This is a genomic window from Thalassospira xianhensis MCCC 1A02616, assembly GCF_003326475.1.
Taxonomy (GTDB): Bacteria; Pseudomonadota; Alphaproteobacteria; order Rhodospirillales; family Thalassospiraceae; genus Thalassospira; species Thalassospira xianhensis.
The window spans coordinates 403186-423456 of sequence record NZ_JPWA01000001.1 but is presented as its reverse complement, the minus strand read 5'-3'; the positions used below and the strand labels follow the sequence as shown (position 1 = coordinate 423456).

Genomic DNA, 20271 nt, shown 5'->3' with positions numbered 1-20271 from the left:
GTTTCCGCCGGTGCTGGTTCTTCAGCTTTTGCTACATCGGTGTCCGCCAGTGCCGGTTCTTCCGGCTTGGGATCAGTGGCTGTGGACTTTGATTTGCGGGCACGACGAACTTTGGGAGCATGAGAAGCTTCGGTTTCGGCGACCTCAGGGGCACCTTCAGATAGGTCGACCAGGCCGTTTTCCACCAAAATATTTAAGCGATCTTCGAACATAGCTGCCAGCTTTCGCTTGGTTAAACCTGTTACCGCAACAGCGTTCTCCAGGGCTTCGTCAAGCGCCTGCTTGGCAGTAGCGTCCTGTTCCTTGGCGACGGCCAAGGAAGCCGCTAACAGTTCTACCCGGTGGGATGAACGTTTGTGCGCAAGAGCCGCGGCTTCGACGGCAACAGTGAATTCCAGTGTAGTCATGTTGTAGTCTCCGAGTTTAAAATATCGCTCGCCGGTACGGCGATTGAGGTTGTTCTAGAGAGGATGGGATTACGGAGCCGAAGGCTCTTCCTCGTTTGCAATAATCGCCACATCTACAATTCGCTGATCGTCAGGGATTTCGAAGAGCTTCACGCCACGCGCGGTTCTGCTCATCACCCGGATCTCAGTGATTTGTCCGTTTTCCTTTTGAGTGCTGACCGGGGTACGGATTACTTGGCCGCCATCTGTCACAAGAACCAGGCTGTCCGTTGGGAGAACGCAGGCGCAAGCAACCAGGTCACCGGTGACCTTGCTAAACGTCCCGGCTTTTACACCCTGTGTGCCGCGCGATGTGGTTCGGAAGTCGTAACTAGAAAAACGCTTCCCGTAACCCCTCTCAGTGACGGTGAGAAGGTATTGCTCTGCTTCGGCCATTTCAGCCAAACGCTCCGCTGACAAGGTTACTTTCTCGTCTTCCTTATCGGGATGCTTGATGACACAGGAACCACCGGACAAATACGCTTCACGCTCTGCCGCAGTTGCATCAAAATGACGAAGAATCGTGGCTCCAACCACCCTGTCAGACGCAGTTAGAGCAACACCCTTGTTGCCGGTGGAATTACGGCCCGAGAAAACACGAACATCTGTGATGGGGAACCGAACGCTACGGCCACTTGATGTGGAAAGAGCGATATCGTCGCCTTTCTCTGCGAGCAGAACATTGATAAGAGCAGCCGTCGGCTGACCATTCGCGTCTTCCAACTTCATTGCAATCTTGCCAGACTTATTGACCTGGCTGAAATCTGTCGCCCGGTTCCGGCGAACTTCACCTCGATCCGTCACAAACATCATAAACTTGCCATCAAAGTCGGCCTTGTCTTCAGGCAACGGCAAAACAGCGGCAATCGTTTCGCCCGGGCGCAAATTGATGAAATTGACAATCGGCTTACCACGTGAGTTTGGAGCCGTTTCCGGCAGCTTGTAAGCTCGGACTGTGTGCGCAATGCCGCGAGACGTGAAGAACAGAAGTGGCGTTCGGGTATTGCAAACCATGGATTTTTGGACAAAGTCATCTTCCTTTGTCTCCATCCCTGCGCGCCCTTTACCACCCCGGGACTGCTCACGATACGCATCGAGCGGAGTGATTTTCACATAACCTTGACCGGTCAGTGTCAGGAATACTGCTTTCTGTTCAACCAGCTCGTCCTCGGAAACATCACCAGGAGCGAAAGATTCAATACGGGTGCGGCGGGGGGTAGAGAATTTCGCGCGGACCTCCGCCAGCTCGTTTCGAATGATGTCCTTGAGAGTCTCTTCGTTATTCAGAACTTCTTCGTATCCGCGAATGGATGCGATGATGGTCTGAATACGCTCACTGATTTTATCCAGTTCCAGCGCGGTCAGCGACGAAAGTCGGAGTGCCAACACCGCTTTTGCCTGTGCCATTGACAGAGTGAAGAATTCAGGCACTGCAACATCCGGGTCGCAGGCAGCAATCAGCGCGCCCAGTTCACCATTAGTCGCAAAAGACATCGCCATGAGACCGATGCGTGCGGCTTCAGGGTCTTTTGAAGAACGGATGATTTTTACGACCTCTTCCACGCAAGAACGTGCGGCGTAAAGACCAATCTGCTTTGCTAGCTCATCTCTGGCTTCGTCCAGAAGGTAGATTGTTCGGCGTCTCACGACCTGTTTTCGGAATTGAATGAACTCCGAAACCATGCGCATTGCGCCCATAACTTCTGGCTGATTGTACGCGTTGAGGCAGGTAGCATTCACACTGAATGTGGTACAGAACCGGGTATATTTCCGAAGCTTTGAAAGCACCAGATTAGGGTCGGTGTCTCTTTTGAGGTCAATGACGACACGAATTCCGGTGCCATCGCTTTCGTCGCGCAAATCCGAGACGCCCAGAATTCGCTGGTGGTCAGGGATTACACTGATGGTGCGGGACTTTTTCTTATCGGAGGCAACCCCAGTAACAAGGGCACCGATACGAGACACCAGCTCTTCCTTGTTCACTGCATAAGGCAGCTCTGTCAGAACCACGCGCTGCCGCCCGCCGTTTTCTTCAATATGGGCGACGCCGGAAACGTACAGAGAGCCACGTCCGGTTTCCATTGCCGTACGAATGGACTGCGCGCCCATGACGACACCGCCTGTCGGGAAATCCGGACCAGGGACAAACGCCATGAATTCATCAAGCGTCAGAGAGGGATTGTCAATCATGGCGAGCGTTGCATCAATCACTTCGCCCAAATTATGTGTTGGGATATTGGTCGCCATCCCGACAGCAATCCCAGCCCCGCCATTTACCAGAACGTTAGGAAAACGTGTCGGCAGTACGGTGGGCTGAAGGAGTGTGCCATCATAGTTCGCAATAAAGTCAACAGTGTCTCTGCCAGACTTCCTGGCGGCATATCCTGACTGTCCGGCTTCCATCCCGCCGCTGACAATCATATCCGCCACCATGCTCTCAGCAAGAGGGGACATCCTTGCTTCAGTGTAGCGCATTGCGGCCGGACTATCGCCGTCGATGGAGCCAAAGTTTCCTTGGCCGTCGATCAAAATACTGCTCATCTGAAATGGCTGAGCCATCCTGACCATGGAATCATAAATCGCGCTGTCGCCATGAGGATGGTATTTACCCATGACCTCACCCACAACGCGCGCAGATTTCTTGTGGGGCTTGGAAGACACCACACCGCTTTCATCCATCGTGTATAGAATGCGGCGGTGCACCGGCTTCAATCCGTCTCGGACGTCGGGCAACGCGCGAGAAACGATGACGCTCATCGCATAGTTCAAATACGACGTGCGCATTTCATCTTCGAGGTTAATAGTCGTCCGTGCTTCCACGGTGTTGCTCGGGTCAAGAAGGCCCATAGGTGTTCCTCGGGATTTTGTTTAAGGAAAATGTCTAAAATAGAAGTTACGCTTAAGGATTTTGCTTGTCAACATACCAAAAAAATGGCCCACCACACTGTGGCGGGCCGAGTTTTGCGCAGGAGGCTGCGCATCAGGGAGGCTATGACGGTTAGCTTAAAGGAGAACTTGCTGGAAAGTGCTGTTCAATCCTTTTTCGCCGGAAGCGTCACGGGCAGTTTTCTTCTACCTTAAGGAAAACAAGCGGTCAACAAATTATTTTCCTTTTATGTTGTCCAGTGCGTTTTCCTGATATAGAACGTGATTCCTTGTAGGAGATCACGATGAAGAAACTAATTTTCACACGCGGTTTGCCGGGCTCCGGTAAATCAACGATGCTGCGCCATCTCGAACTGGACACGGCTACGATTTCGGCCGACGCTGTGCGCTATCTCATGGGCAGTCCCACGATGAATGCTCAAGGTGCAATTGCGACCAATCACGGCAATGAGTCAAAGGTCTGGGGCTTTATTCGAGCAACTTTGGAAGCCAGGCTCCGAAAGGGCGACACGACGGTACTTGATGCCTGCAACACCACCTCCGATGACATTAATTCCATTGTCAGGTTGGCGGCTGGGCATGGGTATGAAGTCGCATGCCTGGATTTTTCAGGTATTCCGATTGATGTCTGCATGCAGCGTAATATGGCGCGCAAAGAAATGTTCCGTGTTGGTCTTCATGTGATGAACCGCATGCATACTCAATTGCAGTCATCGGCCCTGCCTGAGAGCGTGCACAGAATTCCGATTGGCAGCATCACAGCTCCAGAGATGGAAAATCTGAAGCTGGAAGTCGACAATTGGCTGTATCCAGTATGCGTTGACGGGAATGAATATGCGCAAGTTTTGTTTGTCGGGGATTTGCAGGGCTGTTACAGCCCGTTGATGGAGGTCATTCAGGGTGGGTTCCGTGACGACACCCTCTATGTATTCACGGGAGACTATCTGGACCGTGGCCCGGAGAATGGACAGGTAGCGCGTTTCATCATTGATGAAGCACTCTCGCGCGAGAATGTGCATCTGCTACGAGGCAACCACGAAGACCACATCGACATCGAAATCGCTGGGAAGAAGCCGGTTTCGGAAGAGGTTGGGCGATACACCTTACCACAGCTCAAGTCATCCAACGTAACAACCGATGAATTGAAGCGATGGTCTGCTGCACTTCAGGATGTCATTGTTGTGAAGTTCAATGGCGTCAACGTGCTTGCGTGTCACGGTGGATTGTCGACCGTACCGGAGAAGTTCTGGATGCTTTCCTCCGAACAGTACATTCGGGGCACCGGACGCTATCAAGACAACGTAGATCTTTCCTTTGCAGGGAAGGCACCTCCTTTTTGGAGGCAGGTGCACGGGCACCGGAATACCCACCATCATGAGAACAGCCCTATCAATCACTCCTTCAATTTGGAGGAAGCCGTTGAGGATGGCGGAAACCTCCGCGCTGTTCGCTTGTCGGCAAGCGGTTTCAGCCCTATTGAGGTGCGGAACAAAGTCTTCAGGCCCTTCCGTGAACGCGTTTGGGGACATTATGATTTTGTGCCGACCTGGGTCAGGGAAGGGTCCGTAGACGACCTGAAGCTGCCTGATGCCCTCGTTCGCGATCTGAATAATCACAAAATGGTGGCCCAAAGACACTCGAACAAATTCCCACATGTCGTCAGCCACGCTTTCACGAAAAATGCGTTCTATGGTCAGGCATGGGATAGCATTACCTGCAAGGCGAGAGGGTTGTTTGAAGACATCGAAACGCACGAAGTTGTCGCGAGGTCCTACGACAAGTTTTTCAACTATGGTGAAAACCTCACTGTGGCTCCAGAACGCCTGAAGGAAGAGCTTAAGTTCCCGCTGACTGCGTGGGTAAAAGAAAACGGGTTCCTTGGCATTGCTGGATATGACGCAAGGACAGATGCGCTGTTCTTAACATCCAAGTCTCAGCCAGACAGCCCGTTCGCAACTTATCTTGAGGAGCTTATTCATAGACAGCTCCCGCGTATCAGTCAGCGAGATGAGTTGCGGCGGTTCCTCCGCAACTCTGAAGCGTCGATGATTTTCGAGGTTAATGACCCGGTAAATGATCCTCATATGATTGCCTATGAGGAGCCGCATTTAGTCCTGCTTGATGTCGTAAGGCGTTCGCACAAATTTGAGAAGCTGCCTTATGAAGAGCTGCAAAAAGTTGGTGCGATGTTTGGATTGAAGGTTAAACAAAAGGCTCTTGTGCTCAACAGTTGGGAAGGATTTGTTGGGTGGCAGAAAGCCGTGCAGAAGAACATGAACCTGAAAATTGAAGGGTATGTGCTAGAAGATTCTTCTGGTTTCATGTTTAAACAGAAGGCACCATACTATTCCTTCTGGAAGATTATGCGTTCGCTTAAGGAAGCAGAGTATCGGCAAAGGACAAACCAGAGAGGTAATGTCGGAGTTCAGTTGGCCAAGCTGTCTAGTGACGTTTTTGATCTGCCGCCAGAATGCGTTACCACTGGCCACGAGTTTTATGAGTGGGTTCGCGAGCTCGATACTCAGGATCTGTTGACTGACATCATTACTCTGCGAGAGAGGTTCTTCGAGAGGGATTGGGTGGTTGAACCAGCGCGATTGACGCCTTAAATGAGTGGGGAGAAAACTCCCCACTTTTTCCTTGCGCTAGAGTAGTTGTTCTTGGGTAAATTCGATTTCCTGTAAAAAACAGTTGCGCCGAAAAATTTTCGATGTTATCTAAACATCAGATTTCAGAGTTTGAGCAATGGAGACGGCAATGTTTGCCAAGAATGACAAGAACAGCGCGAAAGGAATGAACGGTAATACCGTATCCGCGCGCATTTCTGTGTCTGCTCCATATTTGCACCTGCCATTACCACATCTCCCATATCTGGGACATGCGCGGGTAGGTTCTGCTCGAGTGAAAGATACGATCTAGCGTTTAGGTCTTTCATTCAAAACCCCCGCCAGTTCTGAGTAATTGGCGGGGGTTTTTGTATTGTTTTTCGTTCTTTGACAAGTGAATAGGGAAGTATCGCCGAGTGCTTGGACGGGCTGTAGCTCAGCCTGGTAGAGCACTGTTCTGGGGGAGCAGGGGTCGCAGGTTCAAATCCTGTCAGCCCGACCAAGCACTCGGCATCCTATGGCGGTTATAGCTCAGTTGGTTAGAGCGCCGGTTTGTGGCACCGGAGGTCACGAGTTCAATTCTCGTTAATCGCCCCATAGAAAAGCATGTCGAATATTTTTTATGTTGACAAGGATAGTTGGCTCTGGCATTGAGACCAGACGGCATGTTCTTCTATGGGTAACGGAAAGTAGCGCAGCCTGGTAGCGTACCTGCTTTGGGAGCAGGGGGTCGCGAGTTCGAATCTCGCCTTTCCGACCATTTTCTGACGGGCATCTGATGCCTGAGTGTGCGAGGGTGGCGAAATAGCAGACGCGCTGCCAAGAAAAAGGGTGGTGAGCCGACTTCCGGCCGATGGTTGGCTCGTGGAGGTTCAAGTCCTCCCTCTCGCACCAACCCCCAGAGGTGGCAATTGAAAGTTCTCGTTTCGAACCTGAGCGGCGTAGCACTGAACTATGCGGTGGCTACGGTATTATGGGGAGAGCCCTATAATGACGGATATCTGGGGTATGTTTTTAATCGCCCCAAAGAGGCTGCCTATGTGTTGACAGACAGAAGATCATCAACGCCGGGAATGTTTGACCCATTGAACAACGGGAACGACACCTTGGATGTGATTCTGTCTGCGAAAGTGGAAGTCAGCTTTCGAAACGGTGACGCTGAAGCCTGTGTTGTGAAGGACGGCGTATCCGGCCCGATTTTCGGTGGCGCCAATCTACAAGCGAGTATTCTTCGAGCAGCAGTTCACAGCTGCGAAGGGGATGAAATTGAAATTCCAAGCGAGTTGCTTGGCTGATACGAACGATAGCAGGTTGTTTCTGAAGCCGGGACAACCAAAAGATATGCGGACATGGTGGAATTGGTAGACACGCGAGGTTTAGGTCTTCGTGGATGAAAATCTGTGGGAGTTCAAGTCTCCCTGTCCGTACCAATAAAGACCCCGTGCGGGGGTGGCGGAATGGTAGACGCGGCGGTCTCAAACATCGTTGCCAGAGATGGCGTGGGGGTTCGAATCCCCCTCCCCGCACCAAAAAATAGCTTCCGGTTGACGTTGAGCATCGCGCTCCGAAAACATCGGAAGACCCGTGACTGGGGGGATGGCAGAGAGGTCGATTGCGCCGGACTGTAAATCCGGTGGCTTAGCCCGCGTTGGTTCGAATCCAGCTCCCCCCACCATTCAAACAGGAAGTAGCTTAGCCTGGTTAAAGTGCCGGTCTCGGATACCGGAGATCACGAGTTCAAATCTCGTCTTCCTGACCAATCACAAACCAATCAAATCAATGGAGGCCACATGTTACGTGGAACACGATTAATCTGCGGTGAAGAAGCTGTTCGTTATAACGCCACCATCGGCCAGTTGCGGAGGCGTGTTCATTGACGCAGGCTTTCAGGAGGTAATCTTCCCTTCCTTATGGGAGGCAGATACCTTTCTGGACAAAATCGGCGTCGAAAAAGAACGTCAAATGTGGACCTTCAAAGATCGCGGTGACCGTAATGTATGCCTGATCCCTGAGGTCACAGGAATAGTGCAGGAGATGTGGAGGAACGAATGGTCCAGGGGCAAAGGCAATCCGGACCGCATTTTCTATGTGTCACGCTGCTATCGTTATGAGAGACCTCAAAGAGGTCGGTATCGTGAATTCACCCAGTTTGGTATCGAAATGTTGGGAGACGCCAACAAAACACGACAGGATGAAGCCCGTGACCTGTTGCAGTTATGCCTGACAGATTGCGGTGTCGACTTCACTCTCAATGACAACGTAAAGCGTGGCATCGGCTACTATGTGCAAGGCGGGTTTGAAGCAGAAGCGCTGAATCTCGGCAGTCAAAAGCAGATTGCAGGAGGCGGAACCTACCCGGAAGGGTGCGGTTGGGCCATCGGCATTGACCGACTGCTACTTGCCAAATACGGGTAGCCCCATAAACGATTTGGTTCCAATGTTTGCGGGCGTGGTGAAATAGGTAGACGCGGCGGACTTAAAATTCGTTGACCCTTAAAGGTCGTGCCGGTTCAAGTCCGGCCGCCCGCACCAAATCTTTGCATTTGGCATGCAACGGAACTCGAAGAATGCGCCTGTGGTGGAACTGGTAGACACGCTGGCTTGAGGGGTCAGTGACCACGAGGTCATGGAGGTTCAAATCCTCTCGGGCGCACCAATTTTTATGCTTCCCTGTACATGAATAAAATTGGTTTGGTTCCTTTCTCCCTGGTGGTGGAAAATATCAACCTGAACCACCCCTTTACAACCTTACCAGAAGGAAGTCGCATGGCGATTTATACGATCGATCCGGCCCAGACATCAGGTGATGATTTGATTGACCGGTATGTTTTTGTCCCGGGAGTTTTTCAGTATTCCGCTTTCGAGAAGCCCAGGCTCGTTATCAAGGCAAATCCAAAGTCAGTCATGACGGTATCCGCAAACCTCGTTATTGCGAATGGAGTGGCAAGTCCCGGTGAGAAGGAACCAGACGTCAATGCACAGAAGACATCGCTTGTGCAACTTCGCAACGTCGCCATTGCTTGCGATACGGTCAAAGAGGCATGCGATATTCTCAACAGATCGGTTACCACGCAGCGAGAACTGATGCGACGACACCGCCAGATTGCGCAGGAAATCGAAAGAGATTTCAAGGCATCAATCGAAGATGTAAAAAAGGACGCTGTTCCTTTGGGAGGCCCCAGCGGTCCAAAACCGTGAAAGCCTTAGATGGGAAAAGGCCACCGCCAAAAAATCGGTGGCCTTTTCTATTTGTAACTAAGGCTGGAAACCGGGAGTGGCATCTTGCTTGAATTCTTCTGGAAGGACACACTCCCGGTAGCGTTCGCAGGCATCAATGACCTGTGGTTCGTGGGACTCATAGGTTCGGATTTTTGGCGCCGAACTCATTTCAGCAATACTCCAAGGAATTTCCTTCGTACCGGTCTCGAATTGAACAAGCAGCTTACCAAGGCTCATATTCATACCGAATGCCGTCCAGGCCGGGTCAGCTTCGGTGTTAATGCCGCGAGTGTCGTCTATCAGAACGAGTTTGTAGAACACGCCCTCATCCCCCATTCCGATCAGCCCGCCATGCACTACATTTTTTTGGTCATCTCGGTAAACGATGGCCACCGCCTTTGAGAAAGCCTCCCCCTTCGGTGCTTTGAAGACGGGTAGAGTAAGCCTGGGCGTCAGGAAGCTTCTTCCGACACCTTTCGCCTCCTCCTCTGTGAGGTCACGCTCCATGGCGGTATCAGCGAAGGCTATCAGTTCCAAAGTCTTCATGTTCAATCACCTCATCAAAGCGTGTCTGGACTTCCGTATCCAGCGTTTTTCGGGTCCGATTTCCTTCATGATGCGCATCACTGGTGAGGCTAGGACCTTATTGACTTCTACATCACCTAATTGCAATGAAGAGACAAAAGCCAAAGCCCACCTGGATAGCCGGGCGGGCTTTGACTTTCTCGTGTTGGAGGCTCGAGGTCAGATATCGATGTTTGTTACCTGCTTGGCGTGGCTGATAATGAATTCCTTTCGAGGTTCGACATCATTACCCATCAGGATCGAGACCACTTCATCTGTCGTTGCCGCATCTCTCGTCTGCAACTGAAGAAGGCTGCGCCGGGCCGGGTCCAACGTGGTTTCCCACAGCTGGTCCGGGTTCATTTCACCCAGGCCTTTATAGCGAGACACCTGCAAACCAGCCTCGCCCTTCTTTCGGAGGAGATGGTAAAGCTCAGCAGGAGAGCCAACCAATGTCACTTCGTCATCAATGACCACATTGACCCCGGTCACAAAATACTGCTGCAACAGCTCCAAGCTGTAGAGCAGCGACATAACGGCGGCTTCGTCAGTAATCTCCTTACCAACGGTAATTGTGCTCTCAATGCCTTTGCGACGCCACGTTAGCTCAAGCTTCCCATCGCGCGCGGCTCCCCGCCAGCGGGTGTTTGGCATTCGATGTGGCATTTGACTGACGACGAATTCAGCAGCCATCTGCAAGCTCTGCGGATCATCAAACACATCAGGGTGCCATGCCCCCGTAACCGCCAGACAGGAAGTCAAGGCTGGCAACCCGATGAAACGGTCAGCCGTATCAATCATTTTTGACAGCATCGAACATTTCATTCCAAGTTCGAACAGCGCTTCACCTTCGATAACAGCACCATCCGCCGTTTCCACCCTTGCGCTGGGAATGGAGCGTTTAATCAAATGCCGCTCAAGGGCCTCTTCATCGAGCATGTAGTCAATCTTCTGGGAGCTGCCCTGCCGCACGCCGAAAAGGGGAGGCTGAGCAACATACAGATATCCCTTCTCAATGATTTCCGGCGCTCGGCGCTGGAAGAAGGTAATCAGCAATGTTCGGATGTGGGAACCATCGACGTCGGCGTCGGTCATGATGACAATCTTGTGATACCGAAGCTTTCCTTCTTCATATTCACCACTTGGCAAGCCAATGGCCGTCAGCAGTGTGCCGAGCTGGTCGTTCTTTAGGATTTCAGTGATGTTGGCCCTCTCGACATTGAGGACCTTACCACGCAAGGGCAAAATAGCTTGAAAGGCCCGGTCGCGTCCTTGCTTTGCAGAACCACCGGCGGAATCCCCTTCAACGATAAAGAGCTCGGACAATTCGGGGCGCTTTTCCTGGCAGTCAGCGAGTTTGCCAGGTAGGGACGTTGCTTCGATGCCCGTCTTTTTCTTGCTCGCTTCACGAGCACGTCGGGCGGCTTCGCGCGCAGCGGCGGCGTCCGCTGCTTTAAAGATGATTTTCTTCGCTTCTGCGGGATTTTCATCCAGCCAGGTCTTCAATGTGTCGGACACCACCGATGACACGGCCGCATCCACTTCCGCCGAAGTCAGCTTGTCTTTGGTTTGGGACGAAAACTTCGGATTGGGTAGCTTGACCGAGATAACGGCCGTGAGTCCTTCGAGCAGGTCTCGACCTTCCAGCGCAATCTTCTTTTTCTTGGAGGACAACACATCGTCGGCATACGCCTTCATGCTGCGTGTAAGAGCCGTCTTGAAACCGGTCAGATGCGTTCCGCCGTCACGCTGAGGAATGTTATTGGTGAAGCAGAGCAGTCGCTCATGGTCACCCGTGTTCCACTGAAGGGCAACCTCGACGCCAATCGGGAAGGTTACACCGTCAATGCTGGCGTCTTTCTCACCGCGAGCGAAAATTGGCCGCTCGATAATGACCTCCCGGGAGCGGTCATGGTGCCGCACCATTTCGGCGATGCCGCCATCAAAGCAAAGATCCACCGGTTTGGCATCCGGCTCTCGCTTGTCGAGGAACACGATACGCACACCAGAGTTCAGAAACGCCAGTTGACGCAGCCGCTGCTCGATTACGTCAGCTTGAAACTCGGTCATCGCAAAAATTTTGGGAGAGGGCTTGAAGGTAACAGACGTGCCAGACCGGCGCTTTGCTTCACCAATGGTCGCGAGCGGTTCGGTGATTTCACCTTCCTTGAACCCGATACGATATTCTTTATTGTCGCGGTAAACCGTACAGATCAGAAAGCTGGATAGGGCGTTCACAACAGACGCACCGACGCCATGAAGGCCGCCCGAAACCTTGTAGTTGTTCTGGTTGAACTTGCCACCGCCGTGAAGTTCCATGAACACAATCTCGATGCCGGGACGACCTTCAGCTTCGTTCATACTGACCGGAATGCCACGCCCGTTATCTGAAACCGTACAGGAGCCGTCCTTGTTGAGGGTAACTTCGACACTGTCGGCATGACCGGCCAGGGCTTCATCGATGGAGTTATCGACAACCTCGTAGACCATGTGATGCAAGCCTGCGCCACTGTCAGTGTCGCCAATGTACATGCCCGGCCGCATTTTGACCGCATCAAGGCCATGAAGAACCGACAAATCGTTCGCATCATAAGAAGAGACCGCGCTGGTTGCGAGGCCTTGTTCGGAAGTTGTCATGGAAAACACCTGTTATTAACTGCTGTTTTCCTTATTGCATGTGCTTAATTCCTTGTCAACACAGAGGGTCGTAAGGGCGGTGCGCGCAAAAAAGTGGAGACACAACAAAAACGAGTGTCTCCCCAGTTGCTTTTTCTGGGTGGCTGCCCGGTTACATCTTCGGTAGGGGCTGGACTTATCATGTCAACATAGCACTTGACGAAGCATACTAAATTTGTCAACTATAGAGCATTACGTGAAATCAAAGAGACGGGACACTGAATGCTTGAGTTCGAGATACGAGGCCGAATAGGCAGCCTGGGCACGATCCAGGATGCGTACAACAGCGTCTCGCCCCGTCGCGGATATGTGATCGGAGAGCAATCGTGAGTACCGGAAAGACAAAGCCACCGCCCTCGCGGCTTAACAAGAAGCAGATAATTGCTTTCTTGGAGCCTGAGCAGATTGAAGTAATCACAAAAAAAATCTCTCAGGAAGGAAAGACAGGGCAGGAAGTTCTCGGCGAGGCTATCAATGCCGTTTTTGCGCTACACGGGATGCCGCCCGTCATCAAGTACGGACATCTTCGGCTTGTGCGCAGGCAGAAGAGCCGTGCGCAATCTCGTGCCCAAAGCACGGCGCCGAGCTGTCGGAAAGGACGGGTGGCTTTTGGCGGATGGTTCCACAAAGACACCCATGCCAAGATCGCAGCCTTTGCGGCCGAGCTGGATCTTACTTTCCAGACCATCGTCGAAAAAGGCATATCGATGATTACCGATCCAAAACCGGCTGAGGAACAAGAGGAAGCCGAAGTTCGGGACGTGGCCTGACGGTTACATCCCACCTAAACGCAAAAAGGCCGTCGAACACATCGACGGCCTTTTTGCGTTTACCAATCCAGGCATTGAGACTGTGTCATGCGTATCGAACCGGGACGGTCAATGTTTGCATGACCTATTTCCCGCTTAGCCGTTAAGTCTGCATCAAGGGCATCAAGCAGCAAATCGATCTGAGCAATCGTTTGGGCTCGGCCTTCATCGCGGCTCCGGGTATAGGTTGGCACCCAGTTCCAGAGTAGCTGGTTTAGCCGTGCCTTGAGCAGTACAGCGTGCGCCATCGACGTCTGCTTGTTCACATCAACGTGCCGGTATTCATGGTTTCGAATACCGTTGAATTGACACGAACCAGGCTTGTAACGCTTGTCGATATAGACTGTCAGGTCTTTAAAGCCGATGATGACATCCAGCTTGACCGGCTGAGAGCAGTATCCACCAGCTTCTTGTGCGCTCCTGATTTTCACATTGTAGGTGCGCTTGTACATGCCAGAGGTAAGCCCCATCACGGCACGGTTGAACACGTGAGTGCTCCCAGAAATAGCCGCAATCTCGTCCCGCGACTTCGAGTAGTCCTCAACTACGTTGGGGTCCAGAACATGAACATCTACATCAATCGGAACCCTAACTTGTTCACATACGGATGCAAGCGCGGGAAAGCCTATAACACAGATGGCCGCCAAAATAAGGGCGATGGGGCATATGCACAATAAGAGAAAACCAATCATAGACCGACATCCTGAAGGGCTCGGAGGCGCTTTCGTTGAGATTTGTCGATCGAAACCGGGCGCTCCAGATCCAAGCTGACGACCAAATCGCCGCGCGCCCCGGTTTTCCGGTCGGGCATGCCAGCCGCTTTCAAAACAATCTGGTCTCCAGGAGCGGAAAGGGCTGGGACGTTGTAAGGTATCGATGCTCCGTCAATGCCGGTGAGGACCCCGGAATATCCCAGCATGAGGTCCGAGTACCGCAAAGCTAAAGCGCATTGCAGCGTGGTTCCTGATCGGTCGAAAACAGGGTGTTCAAGAAGCTCTACCTCAAGAACCAGATTTCCCGGCTTTCCTCCATTGGTTCCCTCATTCCCGGCATAAGGAATAAAAATCTCTGTTCCGGCATCTGCCCCTTTGGGGATCGAGACCGTTATCGAGCCGACTGGTGTTCCAAGCTTCTTTGGTACCCATCCCCGCCCAGCGCATGCCCCGCACTTCATGGTCAGGCGCATAATGCCTCTCGTCCTTTTCAGAACCCCGGCACCTCTGCAAGCATCACAAGGCTCTACATCGTCTGAATCAGGAATGACGCCATCCGGATAGACCGGATATAGCGATTGATGATTGAGCAGAATGTCAGAACCAGAGAACGCCTGTTCCAGAGTGACTTGAATGGCAGCATGTGCGTCAGTGCCTGGCGTGGGTTTGGGAGGTACAGGTTTTGGCCCTTCTTCCTTGGCGTTGCCCATCTCAACAGCATAGGACTTTGCAAAGGAATAGGCTTTTTGGACCTGATGAAACTTGACGGCCGCGCCTTTTGAGGAACCATCGTCTATGCTGCTGTCGGGATGGTATATCTTGGCCTTTTGACGATAAGCCGCAGAGAGAATGCTTTTGGTAAGCTTTCCGTTGTTGGCCAGGTCAGGCGATAAGCCAAGAACCTGCAATGCTTCGGTGAGGGTCATGAGCGCTCCATTTTAGAAAGGGATGCGCCCCTACGCGCTGCGCTTGAATGAATGGGCTTCAAGTGAGCGAAGGAACTCATCGCGCCCGACAAATGAAGCGGTGGTGTTGTTGAGCAGAATGCTGCTCTTCCAGATTTCAACAGGGATGGATGAAAATGGAACGAGACGACCCATGGTGATGTTTTGCTGTTTGTGTGCCGATTGGCAGACTTCACGGAGGGTAGTGAAACGCGGACGGCCGCGGTCGACCTTCTCGTTTAGCCATTCTCGAAGCTTATGAAGGTCGATGACGGCAATCATATTGATGTCATCGAAGGCGTACCACAGGCGGTCGGCCTTCAGCATCGCACCCCAGCCCAACCGGACCTTCTCAGGGTTTAGAGTGGCATTCGAGAAGGTTTCAAAGAAAAGATTGAAGCTTGTTCGGCGCTCAACTTTTAAGTCGACGTTGTGGACGATGGAGCCGGTTGCTTCATTGGTTACGATGAAGTCGCCAACTTCCTGCTGCAACGACTTATCAAGCCCGTGCTTAACAGCTTCACCTGCGCGCCCCATAACGGTCAGCCCGAGATTGTGCTCGGCCAATAGTGGCTTGATTGCCGGTATGAGGCGCGCGGTAAAATCGCTCTCAAACCGTGAGTTTGCATGAAATGCGCTCACGGAGAACTCCAAGGAATGGCGTGATATTTCCTTAAATATTGATCCCATTTAAGGAAAGGTCAACAAGTATTCCTTGGATATAAAGGAAAAGTTGACAAAATATGCCAAATTTTCCTTATTTAAGAAATTGTGATCTATTTAGCCAAGGGAAGGAATCCTTGGCTAAAGAATCTGCCCTTTGACCTTGTCGGCATTAACCGTTCCTCCAGCGGAGACATTCCCTCTTACGTCATCACAATTCACAGAGCCACCAGCTGATACGTTGCCTCCAACGTCATCACAGTTCACCGAGCCACCAGCCGACACATTTCCGGATACATCGTTGCAACTGACTGACAGATCGGTTCTGAGTTCCTGAATCGTGCCTTCCTCAACACGAATGGACAGAATGCCTTCCATGTCTAGTTCGCTCACTGCTCTGCCATCTATTGTAACCTGCCCGTTTCGAATAGACAGGTTGTTACCCTCAATAGTGACGCCATTAATAGATATTCTCGCCATTTAATTTCCTCATTTCAGGAACCAGACATGAAGCGGGTGTCGGATTGACGACTGATTGACTCAACACAACCAGCCTTCCAAGCTCTTCTTGGTAATCACTAGAATGCGACTAGAGACCAGTTGTGTTTCAACTTCATCCTAAGTCTCCCGTAAGCATGGCGTAGCGACAAACTTGTTCCGCCAAAAGAAAACGCCAATACCAAGGAAAGAGCAATAACAATTTAGGAAAATTAAACTTCCAACTTAATTTTTGCTTGATATGAGTTAGGGGGAAGGTTCATCAATGGTGAACCAGATCTATCCAGAATTTGGATCTCAAGAGACAATCCGCCATCGCCTCGAATTTGTTCCAGCAAGTGGAACGCTTTTGTCAAATGTTCCTTGGCGTCCGCAATTAGGTCGGCTTTGCCTCGTGGGGCTTCGAGCACTCTCTGACCAGAAAAGTCAGGTCCGCTGGTTTTTGAGTGTCCGAATTCAAGCGTTATACGCCCGAGGTCAGGTCTTGAATGAAAATCTCTACCTGATTTGATGAACTTAATGCCATCACCGCCCGCCTTTTGGAATACCGCCCTGAGGCGATCTTGCATATCTGCGGGGACCACACCACGCCCATACCAACTAGGTGCCTTCCAGCGCATCACAAAACTCATCCCAGCAAGACAGTGGGCAATCGCATCGTCGCTTGGCACCAACAGCATTCCAGCATCAGATGCCGAGAAAACCACACGACGCTCTAACGTGTCAGGCCTGCCGCTCCAAAGCTTGTCCATGTCTTCTCTCGGGAGCGTAAGACTGACGTCGCCGTTCTGGTTCTTTGTTATTCTGATCGCCGGATTGTGCGTCCTCTTCCCTTTTACCCCGTCTTCAGATTTGCTCGACACCTCAACAATCGGCTTCAATGCCTCCTTCTTCGATGCCGCTGTTGGAAATGGCAGGGACATTCTTGGGGATTTTTCTAAAGAACGCATCTTTCGCGAAGGGGCGGCCGTTGCCGAGATATCAGCGGAAGGAAACAGAATCGCATCGCCGTCGCCTACGACCGCCCGGCGGGCAAGGATGTTCGGTATTACGAAGCCGCCAGGGTTTCTTTCAACCGGTATATCAGACCAGGTGAGAGGCAGAAGCATCTGAGTTCGGTAACCCGCGAGCATTTTAGACAAGCGCCCATCGGCGAGTGAGAACAACACTGGCCCAACAAACCAATCGTCGTGGTCACTAATCACCGGATGTACCATAGCGCGACCTTGATTTATGCGTCCGACCTGTAAGCCGATTTCAAACCCATCGGGCGTGGGCGTAATGGATATTTCGAGCAATGGAGAAATTCTGGCAAGCTCAGCACGTGTGCTAAGCTTCAACACCTCGGCCAGGTCACGAAACTTCAGCCGACCGGTAAATGTAAACCCATCACCTTCTGCGCTGTCTATCTGGACACAAAAAGAAGACTTCCTGCTTTGAGCACGAAATCCGATGTCAGTGAACAGATCTTGTTCGGTAAAAGGGGTGACCATTTCGCTTCCTGTATCGCCAAAATATCCTTTGCCTGTGTCAACTGCAATCTAAGCCGCGGCCATAATACATGAGTGGTGAGTCCGCGCCAACAGGAAATTGGTTCATTGCGCTTAAAGGAGTCTGGTGACATTATAAGAAAAGATTAAAAGAATACACCGGCCAAGAGGCCCTTTCACCTGAAGCATCGAGGAAAACACATGCGCTACATGCAACGGTTCTCGCGCGCCTTTCTGGCGGCCGCAGTAATGTTCTCGCTATCCACACCGGTTTTTGCCCAGACTGTCGACGACGGTTTGACTGGTACAGAAAGAGATGAGGTTCTCGAACTTGTCGAAGGTTTCATCCGGGCAAATCCGGGATTGTTGAAAGAGGTCCTGGAAAGGGCAGGTGAGAATGCTCGATACTCAAGCATTGGAAATGTTGACGCAATTGCAGCCGCGGTACCCGAACAGGTGAGGGCCGCGTTTCTCACTCCAGACGCTTCGATGACCTACCTGAATGGCAGTGGCGTGCCGGATATCGTCGTTGTCGTAGACTATTCCTGCCCCTATTGCAGAACCCTTGCGCCACTTCTCGAGGAACTGGCTGTCCGATATCCCGACGTCGTCATCGGATTACGAGAAACTCCATTTTTGGCCCCGTTGTCATTACCGGCTGCTCACACCGGCCTAGCCATCTTTGAGCAGTCACCGAAACTATATCAAAGATACCACATGAACTTAATGACCCGGCGCGGGCCACTTTCTCTCGATGCCATCATGGATGCAGCCTACGAGGCCGGGGCTGATTTATCAGCAATTGGAGACTCATTAACAGATGAACTGATTGCAAAGCCCGAACACAATTTGGCACTTTTGCGCCAGGCACATCTCTTTACCACGCCACTAATCATTTCCAGAAAAAAAGTCACTGCCGGTGGTGTGTCTATGGTTGAGCTGGAATATCTCCTAAAGGAAAACGAATAACATAATTCTTGATAGTTCCTGCGTTCTCGGGCGACCATAGGATAGAACGTAAGGAAAAAAGTATGCCCATCTCTTACCTAAGTAACGCCGTTATCAATATGATTCGGGCTGGTGAGGTCGTCGAACGACCAGCTTCCGTCGTTAAAGAGTTGATTGAAAACAGCATTGATGCCAATGCAACTGTCGTCAGGATTTCTCTGCGCGATGGTGGCAAGTCGTTGCTTGTTGTTGAAGATGATGGCGACGGCATGGACTGCGAGGACGTAGATAAGTGCGTCGACCGACATGCGACATCAAAGTTTAGTGGTGGTGAGGCTTCATCTTTATGCACATATGGCTTCCGTGGAGAGGCGCTGGCTGCTATTGGAGCCGTCGCTGACCTGACCGTACAGACGAACCAGGCAAAAAGCGCACATGGCTGGGAAACAGTGGTCTGGTTTGGCCAAAAATTTGCTCCAAGACCCTGCTCCAAAGTATCAGATAGCGGTGGCACGCGCGTCGCCGTGAGAAGCATTTTTCGGAAGTATCCCGCACGCCACAGAATGCTTAGATCAAATGGACATGAACTTTCGGCTGTTATCCATGTCGTAAAGGCTGCCGCCCTGGCAGCTCCAGAAGTGACCTTCATTGTTGATACTGGAAGTGCAACCAAATCCTTTGTGCTTAGGGCGGGAAAATCGGGCGACCGGGTACAGGATGTGCTTGGACTGGACTACGTGAAAAATTCTGCATCTTTATCACTTGCCCGTAACGGCATGGAAATATCAGGCAGAGTAAGTTTACCAGGCTGGTCTGGTAGCAAAACCAGTCAATCGACCGTCATTGTTAACAATCGGCCTGTCTCTGTGGGTAAGTCTATCGACAACGCATTGAAGCAAGCTTTTAACGGCATATCAAAACATCACCGCCCGCAAGTCGTTCTGAACATTACGGTACCCGCAAAAGAGGTGGACGTGAATGCGCACGCTGCCAAACGCGAGGTTCGTTTCCTTTTCCCGGACGCAATCCAAAGTCTTGTGACGGATGCCATTAACCAGGCAGTCGGCGTGGTACCGGATACAGGAGTCATCTCCGAAATTGCCAATGCAGCCGCCATGTTTGAGACCATACACTCTCAAACGGACCATATGCGCCAACCTCTTGGGGCCGCCGTTGGTCAAGTCCTCGGGAAGTATATTGTTTCACAGACAGCAACCGAGCTCATTCTGGTGGATTTCCATGCAGCACACGAACGCGTCGTTTTGGAGAAAATGCGCGCAGCCGCGCGCCAGGACGGGTTGAAGGGCCAAAGTTTACTGAACCCCATCACCATGCAGTTTGATGAAGACGGTATTGCTTTGTTGGCGACCGCGAAACCGGAGTTTGACCGACTTGGCCTTTCAATCAATATTGATGGTGACCGGGCCTATGTTAATTCTATCCCGCCCTTTTCGCAGCAACAGGACGCCAGGACCTTAGTGAGTTATCTTGTCGAAGCTTTGCGAGTAAACCCCTCTGCAAGCCCGCTCGAAGACATCATGACTGGTGTTTTCTCAAAGTTTGCATGCCATGCCGCGTACCGGGCAGGGGACACACTCTCTCTAAACGACATGAATGATATCCTTCGTGCTATGGAGCAGACACCCAATGGGACGGTTTGCAATCACGGGCGCCCTACAGTGGCAGCGATGCCAGAAGGAAAACTATCAAAAGTTTTCCTTAGAGATTAGGAAAAAGTTCTGGTCACTCTCGACTTATTCTGCAAATAATCCATTCCTAAAGGAAAACGTCAAAGGATGACGGCTGAAT

The 20271-nt window shown here is 51.6% G+C and carries 16 protein-coding genes and 10 tRNA genes; 17 read left to right on the top strand and 9 right to left on the bottom strand.

Annotation, left to right across the window (positions count from 1 at the left end):
* Both TH5_RS02405 and gyrA read right to left on the bottom strand, forming a co-directional pair.
* The coding region (locus tag TH5_RS02405; protein ID WP_208638384.1) for a hypothetical protein at nucleotides 1–407 on the bottom strand (407 nt) is incomplete at its 3' end.
* Between the two features lie 69 nt (nucleotides 408–476).
* Complete coding sequence (gene gyrA / locus TH5_RS02400) at nucleotides 477–3293, bottom strand: DNA gyrase subunit A (protein ID WP_114120511.1); 2817 nt, start codon at nucleotides 3291–3293, stop codon at nucleotides 477–479.
* A 323-nt stretch (nucleotides 3294–3616) separates the two neighbouring features.
* Between gyrA and TH5_RS02390 the strand changes: the two genes are divergently transcribed.
* The 14 genes from TH5_RS02390 to TH5_RS02330 all read left to right on the top strand — a co-directional run bounded on the left by TH5_RS02390 (nucleotide 3617) and on the right by TH5_RS02330 (nucleotide 9136).
* On the top strand, nucleotides 3617–5941 hold the full coding sequence (locus TH5_RS02390; protein ID WP_114120510.1) for an RNA ligase: 2325 nt from the start codon (nucleotides 3617–3619) through the stop codon (nucleotides 5939–5941).
* Nucleotides 5942–6363: 422 nt separating this feature from the next.
* Nucleotides 6364–6440 (top strand) — tRNA-Pro (locus TH5_RS02385).
* A gap of 18 nt (nucleotides 6441–6458) precedes the next feature.
* Nucleotides 6459–6535, top strand: a tRNA-His gene (locus tag TH5_RS02380).
* Nucleotides 6536–6621: 86 nt separating this feature from the next.
* Nucleotides 6622–6698: transfer RNA gene (locus TH5_RS02375), tRNA-Pro, on the top strand.
* Between the two features lie 30 nt (nucleotides 6699–6728).
* Nucleotides 6729–6832, top strand: a tRNA-Ser gene (locus TH5_RS25435).
* Between the two features lie 17 nt (nucleotides 6833–6849).
* Nucleotides 6850–7233, top strand: coding sequence for a hypothetical protein (locus TH5_RS25260; protein WP_147250040.1), 384 nt, complete (start codon nucleotides 6850–6852; stop codon nucleotides 7231–7233).
* A 48-nt stretch (nucleotides 7234–7281) separates the two neighbouring features.
* Nucleotides 7282–7368, top strand: a tRNA-Leu gene (locus TH5_RS02365).
* A gap of 13 nt (nucleotides 7369–7381) precedes the next feature.
* Nucleotides 7382–7467, top strand: a tRNA-Leu gene (locus TH5_RS02360).
* Nucleotides 7468–7528: 61 nt separating this feature from the next.
* A tRNA-Tyr gene (locus tag TH5_RS02355) sits at nucleotides 7529–7613 on the top strand.
* A gap of 6 nt (nucleotides 7614–7619) precedes the next feature.
* Nucleotides 7620–7697 (top strand) — tRNA-Pro (locus TH5_RS02350).
* Between the two features lie 59 nt (nucleotides 7698–7756).
* The gene (locus TH5_RS02345; RefSeq protein WP_097052902.1) at nucleotides 7757–8353 is read left to right on the top strand and encodes an ATP phosphoribosyltransferase regulatory subunit; all 597 of its coding nucleotides are present in this window, start codon (nucleotides 7757–7759) and stop codon (nucleotides 8351–8353) included.
* Nucleotides 8354–8381: 28 nt separating this feature from the next.
* Nucleotides 8382–8470 (top strand) — tRNA-Leu (locus TH5_RS02340).
* Nucleotides 8471–8507: 37 nt separating this feature from the next.
* A tRNA-Leu gene (locus tag TH5_RS02335) sits at nucleotides 8508–8594 on the top strand.
* A gap of 20 nt (nucleotides 8595–8614) precedes the next feature.
* On the top strand, nucleotides 8615–9136 hold the full coding sequence (locus tag TH5_RS02330; RefSeq protein WP_114120508.1) for a hypothetical protein: 522 nt from the start codon (nucleotides 8615–8617) through the stop codon (nucleotides 9134–9136).
* 57 nt (nucleotides 9137–9193) lie between these two features.
* Here TH5_RS02330 and TH5_RS02325 read toward each other — a convergent pair whose 3' ends face one another.
* Both TH5_RS02325 and TH5_RS02320 read right to left on the bottom strand, forming a co-directional pair.
* The gene (locus tag TH5_RS02325) at nucleotides 9194–9703 is read right to left on the bottom strand and encodes a hypothetical protein (protein WP_114120507.1); all 510 of its coding nucleotides are present in this window, start codon (nucleotides 9701–9703) and stop codon (nucleotides 9194–9196) included.
* A 198-nt stretch (nucleotides 9704–9901) separates the two neighbouring features.
* Nucleotides 9902–12358, bottom strand: coding sequence for a DNA gyrase subunit B (locus tag TH5_RS02320; RefSeq protein WP_114120506.1), 2457 nt, complete (start codon nucleotides 12356–12358; stop codon nucleotides 9902–9904).
* A 365-nt stretch (nucleotides 12359–12723) separates the two neighbouring features.
* Between TH5_RS02320 and TH5_RS02315 the strand changes: the two genes are divergently transcribed.
* On the top strand, nucleotides 12724–13167 hold the full coding sequence (locus TH5_RS02315) for a hypothetical protein (RefSeq protein WP_097052899.1): 444 nt from the start codon (nucleotides 12724–12726) through the stop codon (nucleotides 13165–13167).
* A 59-nt stretch (nucleotides 13168–13226) separates the two neighbouring features.
* On the opposite strand, the gene TH5_RS02310 is transcribed toward TH5_RS02315, so the two are convergent.
* The 5 genes from TH5_RS02310 to TH5_RS02290 form a co-directional block, all read right to left on the bottom strand.
* Nucleotides 13227–13898, bottom strand: a complete 672-nt coding sequence (locus TH5_RS02310; RefSeq protein WP_114120505.1) for a hypothetical protein — start codon at nucleotides 13896–13898, stop codon at nucleotides 13227–13229.
* Nucleotides 13895–14845: a DnaJ C-terminal domain-containing protein gene (locus tag TH5_RS02305; RefSeq protein WP_114120504.1), complete on the bottom strand. Its 951-nt coding sequence runs from the start codon at nucleotides 14843–14845 to the stop codon at nucleotides 13895–13897. The genes TH5_RS02310 and TH5_RS02305 overlap by 4 nt, the downstream gene beginning before the upstream one ends.
* A 30-nt stretch (nucleotides 14846–14875) precedes the next feature.
* Nucleotides 14876–15505, bottom strand: coding sequence for a hypothetical protein (locus tag TH5_RS02300; RefSeq protein ID WP_097052896.1), 630 nt, complete (start codon nucleotides 15503–15505; stop codon nucleotides 14876–14878).
* 162 nt (nucleotides 15506–15667) lie between these two features.
* On the bottom strand, nucleotides 15668–16006 hold the full coding sequence (locus TH5_RS02295) for a hypothetical protein (protein ID WP_114120502.1): 339 nt from the start codon (nucleotides 16004–16006) through the stop codon (nucleotides 15668–15670).
* Between the two features lie 230 nt (nucleotides 16007–16236).
* Complete coding sequence (locus TH5_RS02290) at nucleotides 16237–17517, bottom strand: hypothetical protein (RefSeq protein WP_114120501.1); 1281 nt, start codon at nucleotides 17515–17517, stop codon at nucleotides 16237–16239.
* Nucleotides 17518–17715: 198 nt separating this feature from the next.
* Here TH5_RS02290 and TH5_RS02285 point away from each other — a divergent pair, with 198 nt between their 5' ends.
* Nucleotides 17716–18483, top strand: a complete 768-nt coding sequence (locus TH5_RS02285) for a DsbA family protein (RefSeq protein ID WP_114120500.1) — start codon at nucleotides 17716–17718, stop codon at nucleotides 18481–18483.
* Nucleotides 18484–18545: 62 nt separating this feature from the next.
* On the top strand, nucleotides 18546–20192 hold the full coding sequence (mutL, locus tag TH5_RS02280) for a DNA mismatch repair endonuclease MutL (protein ID WP_147250039.1): 1647 nt from the start codon (nucleotides 18546–18548) through the stop codon (nucleotides 20190–20192).
* Nucleotides 20193–20271 lie beyond the last annotated feature (79 nt).

Coding starts and splice junctions, on each gene's coding strand:
- gyrA (WP_114120511.1), bottom strand. CDS start 3,293: ATGGGCCTTCTTGACCCGAGCAACACCGTGGAAGCACGGACGACTATT.
- TH5_RS02390 (WP_114120510.1), top strand. CDS start 3,617: ATGAAGAAACTAATTTTCACACGCGGTTTGCCGGGCTCCGGTAAATCA.
- TH5_RS02330 (WP_114120508.1), top strand. CDS start 8,615: ATGAATAAAATTGGTTTGGTTCCTTTCTCCCTGGTGGTGGAAAATATC.
- TH5_RS02325 (WP_114120507.1), bottom strand. CDS start 9,703: ATGAAGACTTTGGAACTGATAGCCTTCGCTGATACCGCCATGGAGCGT.
- TH5_RS02320 (WP_114120506.1), bottom strand. CDS start 12,358: ATGACAACTTCCGAACAAGGCCTCGCAACCAGCGCGGTCTCTTCTTAT.
- TH5_RS02310 (WP_114120505.1), bottom strand. CDS start 13,898: ATGATTGGTTTTCTCTTATTGTGCATATGCCCCATCGCCCTTATTTTG.
- TH5_RS02305 (WP_114120504.1), bottom strand. CDS start 14,845: ATGACCCTCACCGAAGCATTGCAGGTTCTTGGCTTATCGCCTGACCTG.
- TH5_RS02295 (WP_114120502.1), bottom strand. CDS start 16,006: ATGGCGAGAATATCTATTAATGGCGTCACTATTGAGGGTAACAACCTG.
- TH5_RS02290 (WP_114120501.1), bottom strand. CDS start 17,517: ATGGTCACCCCTTTTACCGAACAAGATCTGTTCACTGACATCGGATTT.
- TH5_RS02285 (WP_114120500.1), top strand. CDS start 17,716: ATGCGCTACATGCAACGGTTCTCGCGCGCCTTTCTGGCGGCCGCAGTA.
- mutL (WP_147250039.1), top strand. CDS start 18,546: ATGCCCATCTCTTACCTAAGTAACGCCGTTATCAATATGATTCGGGCT.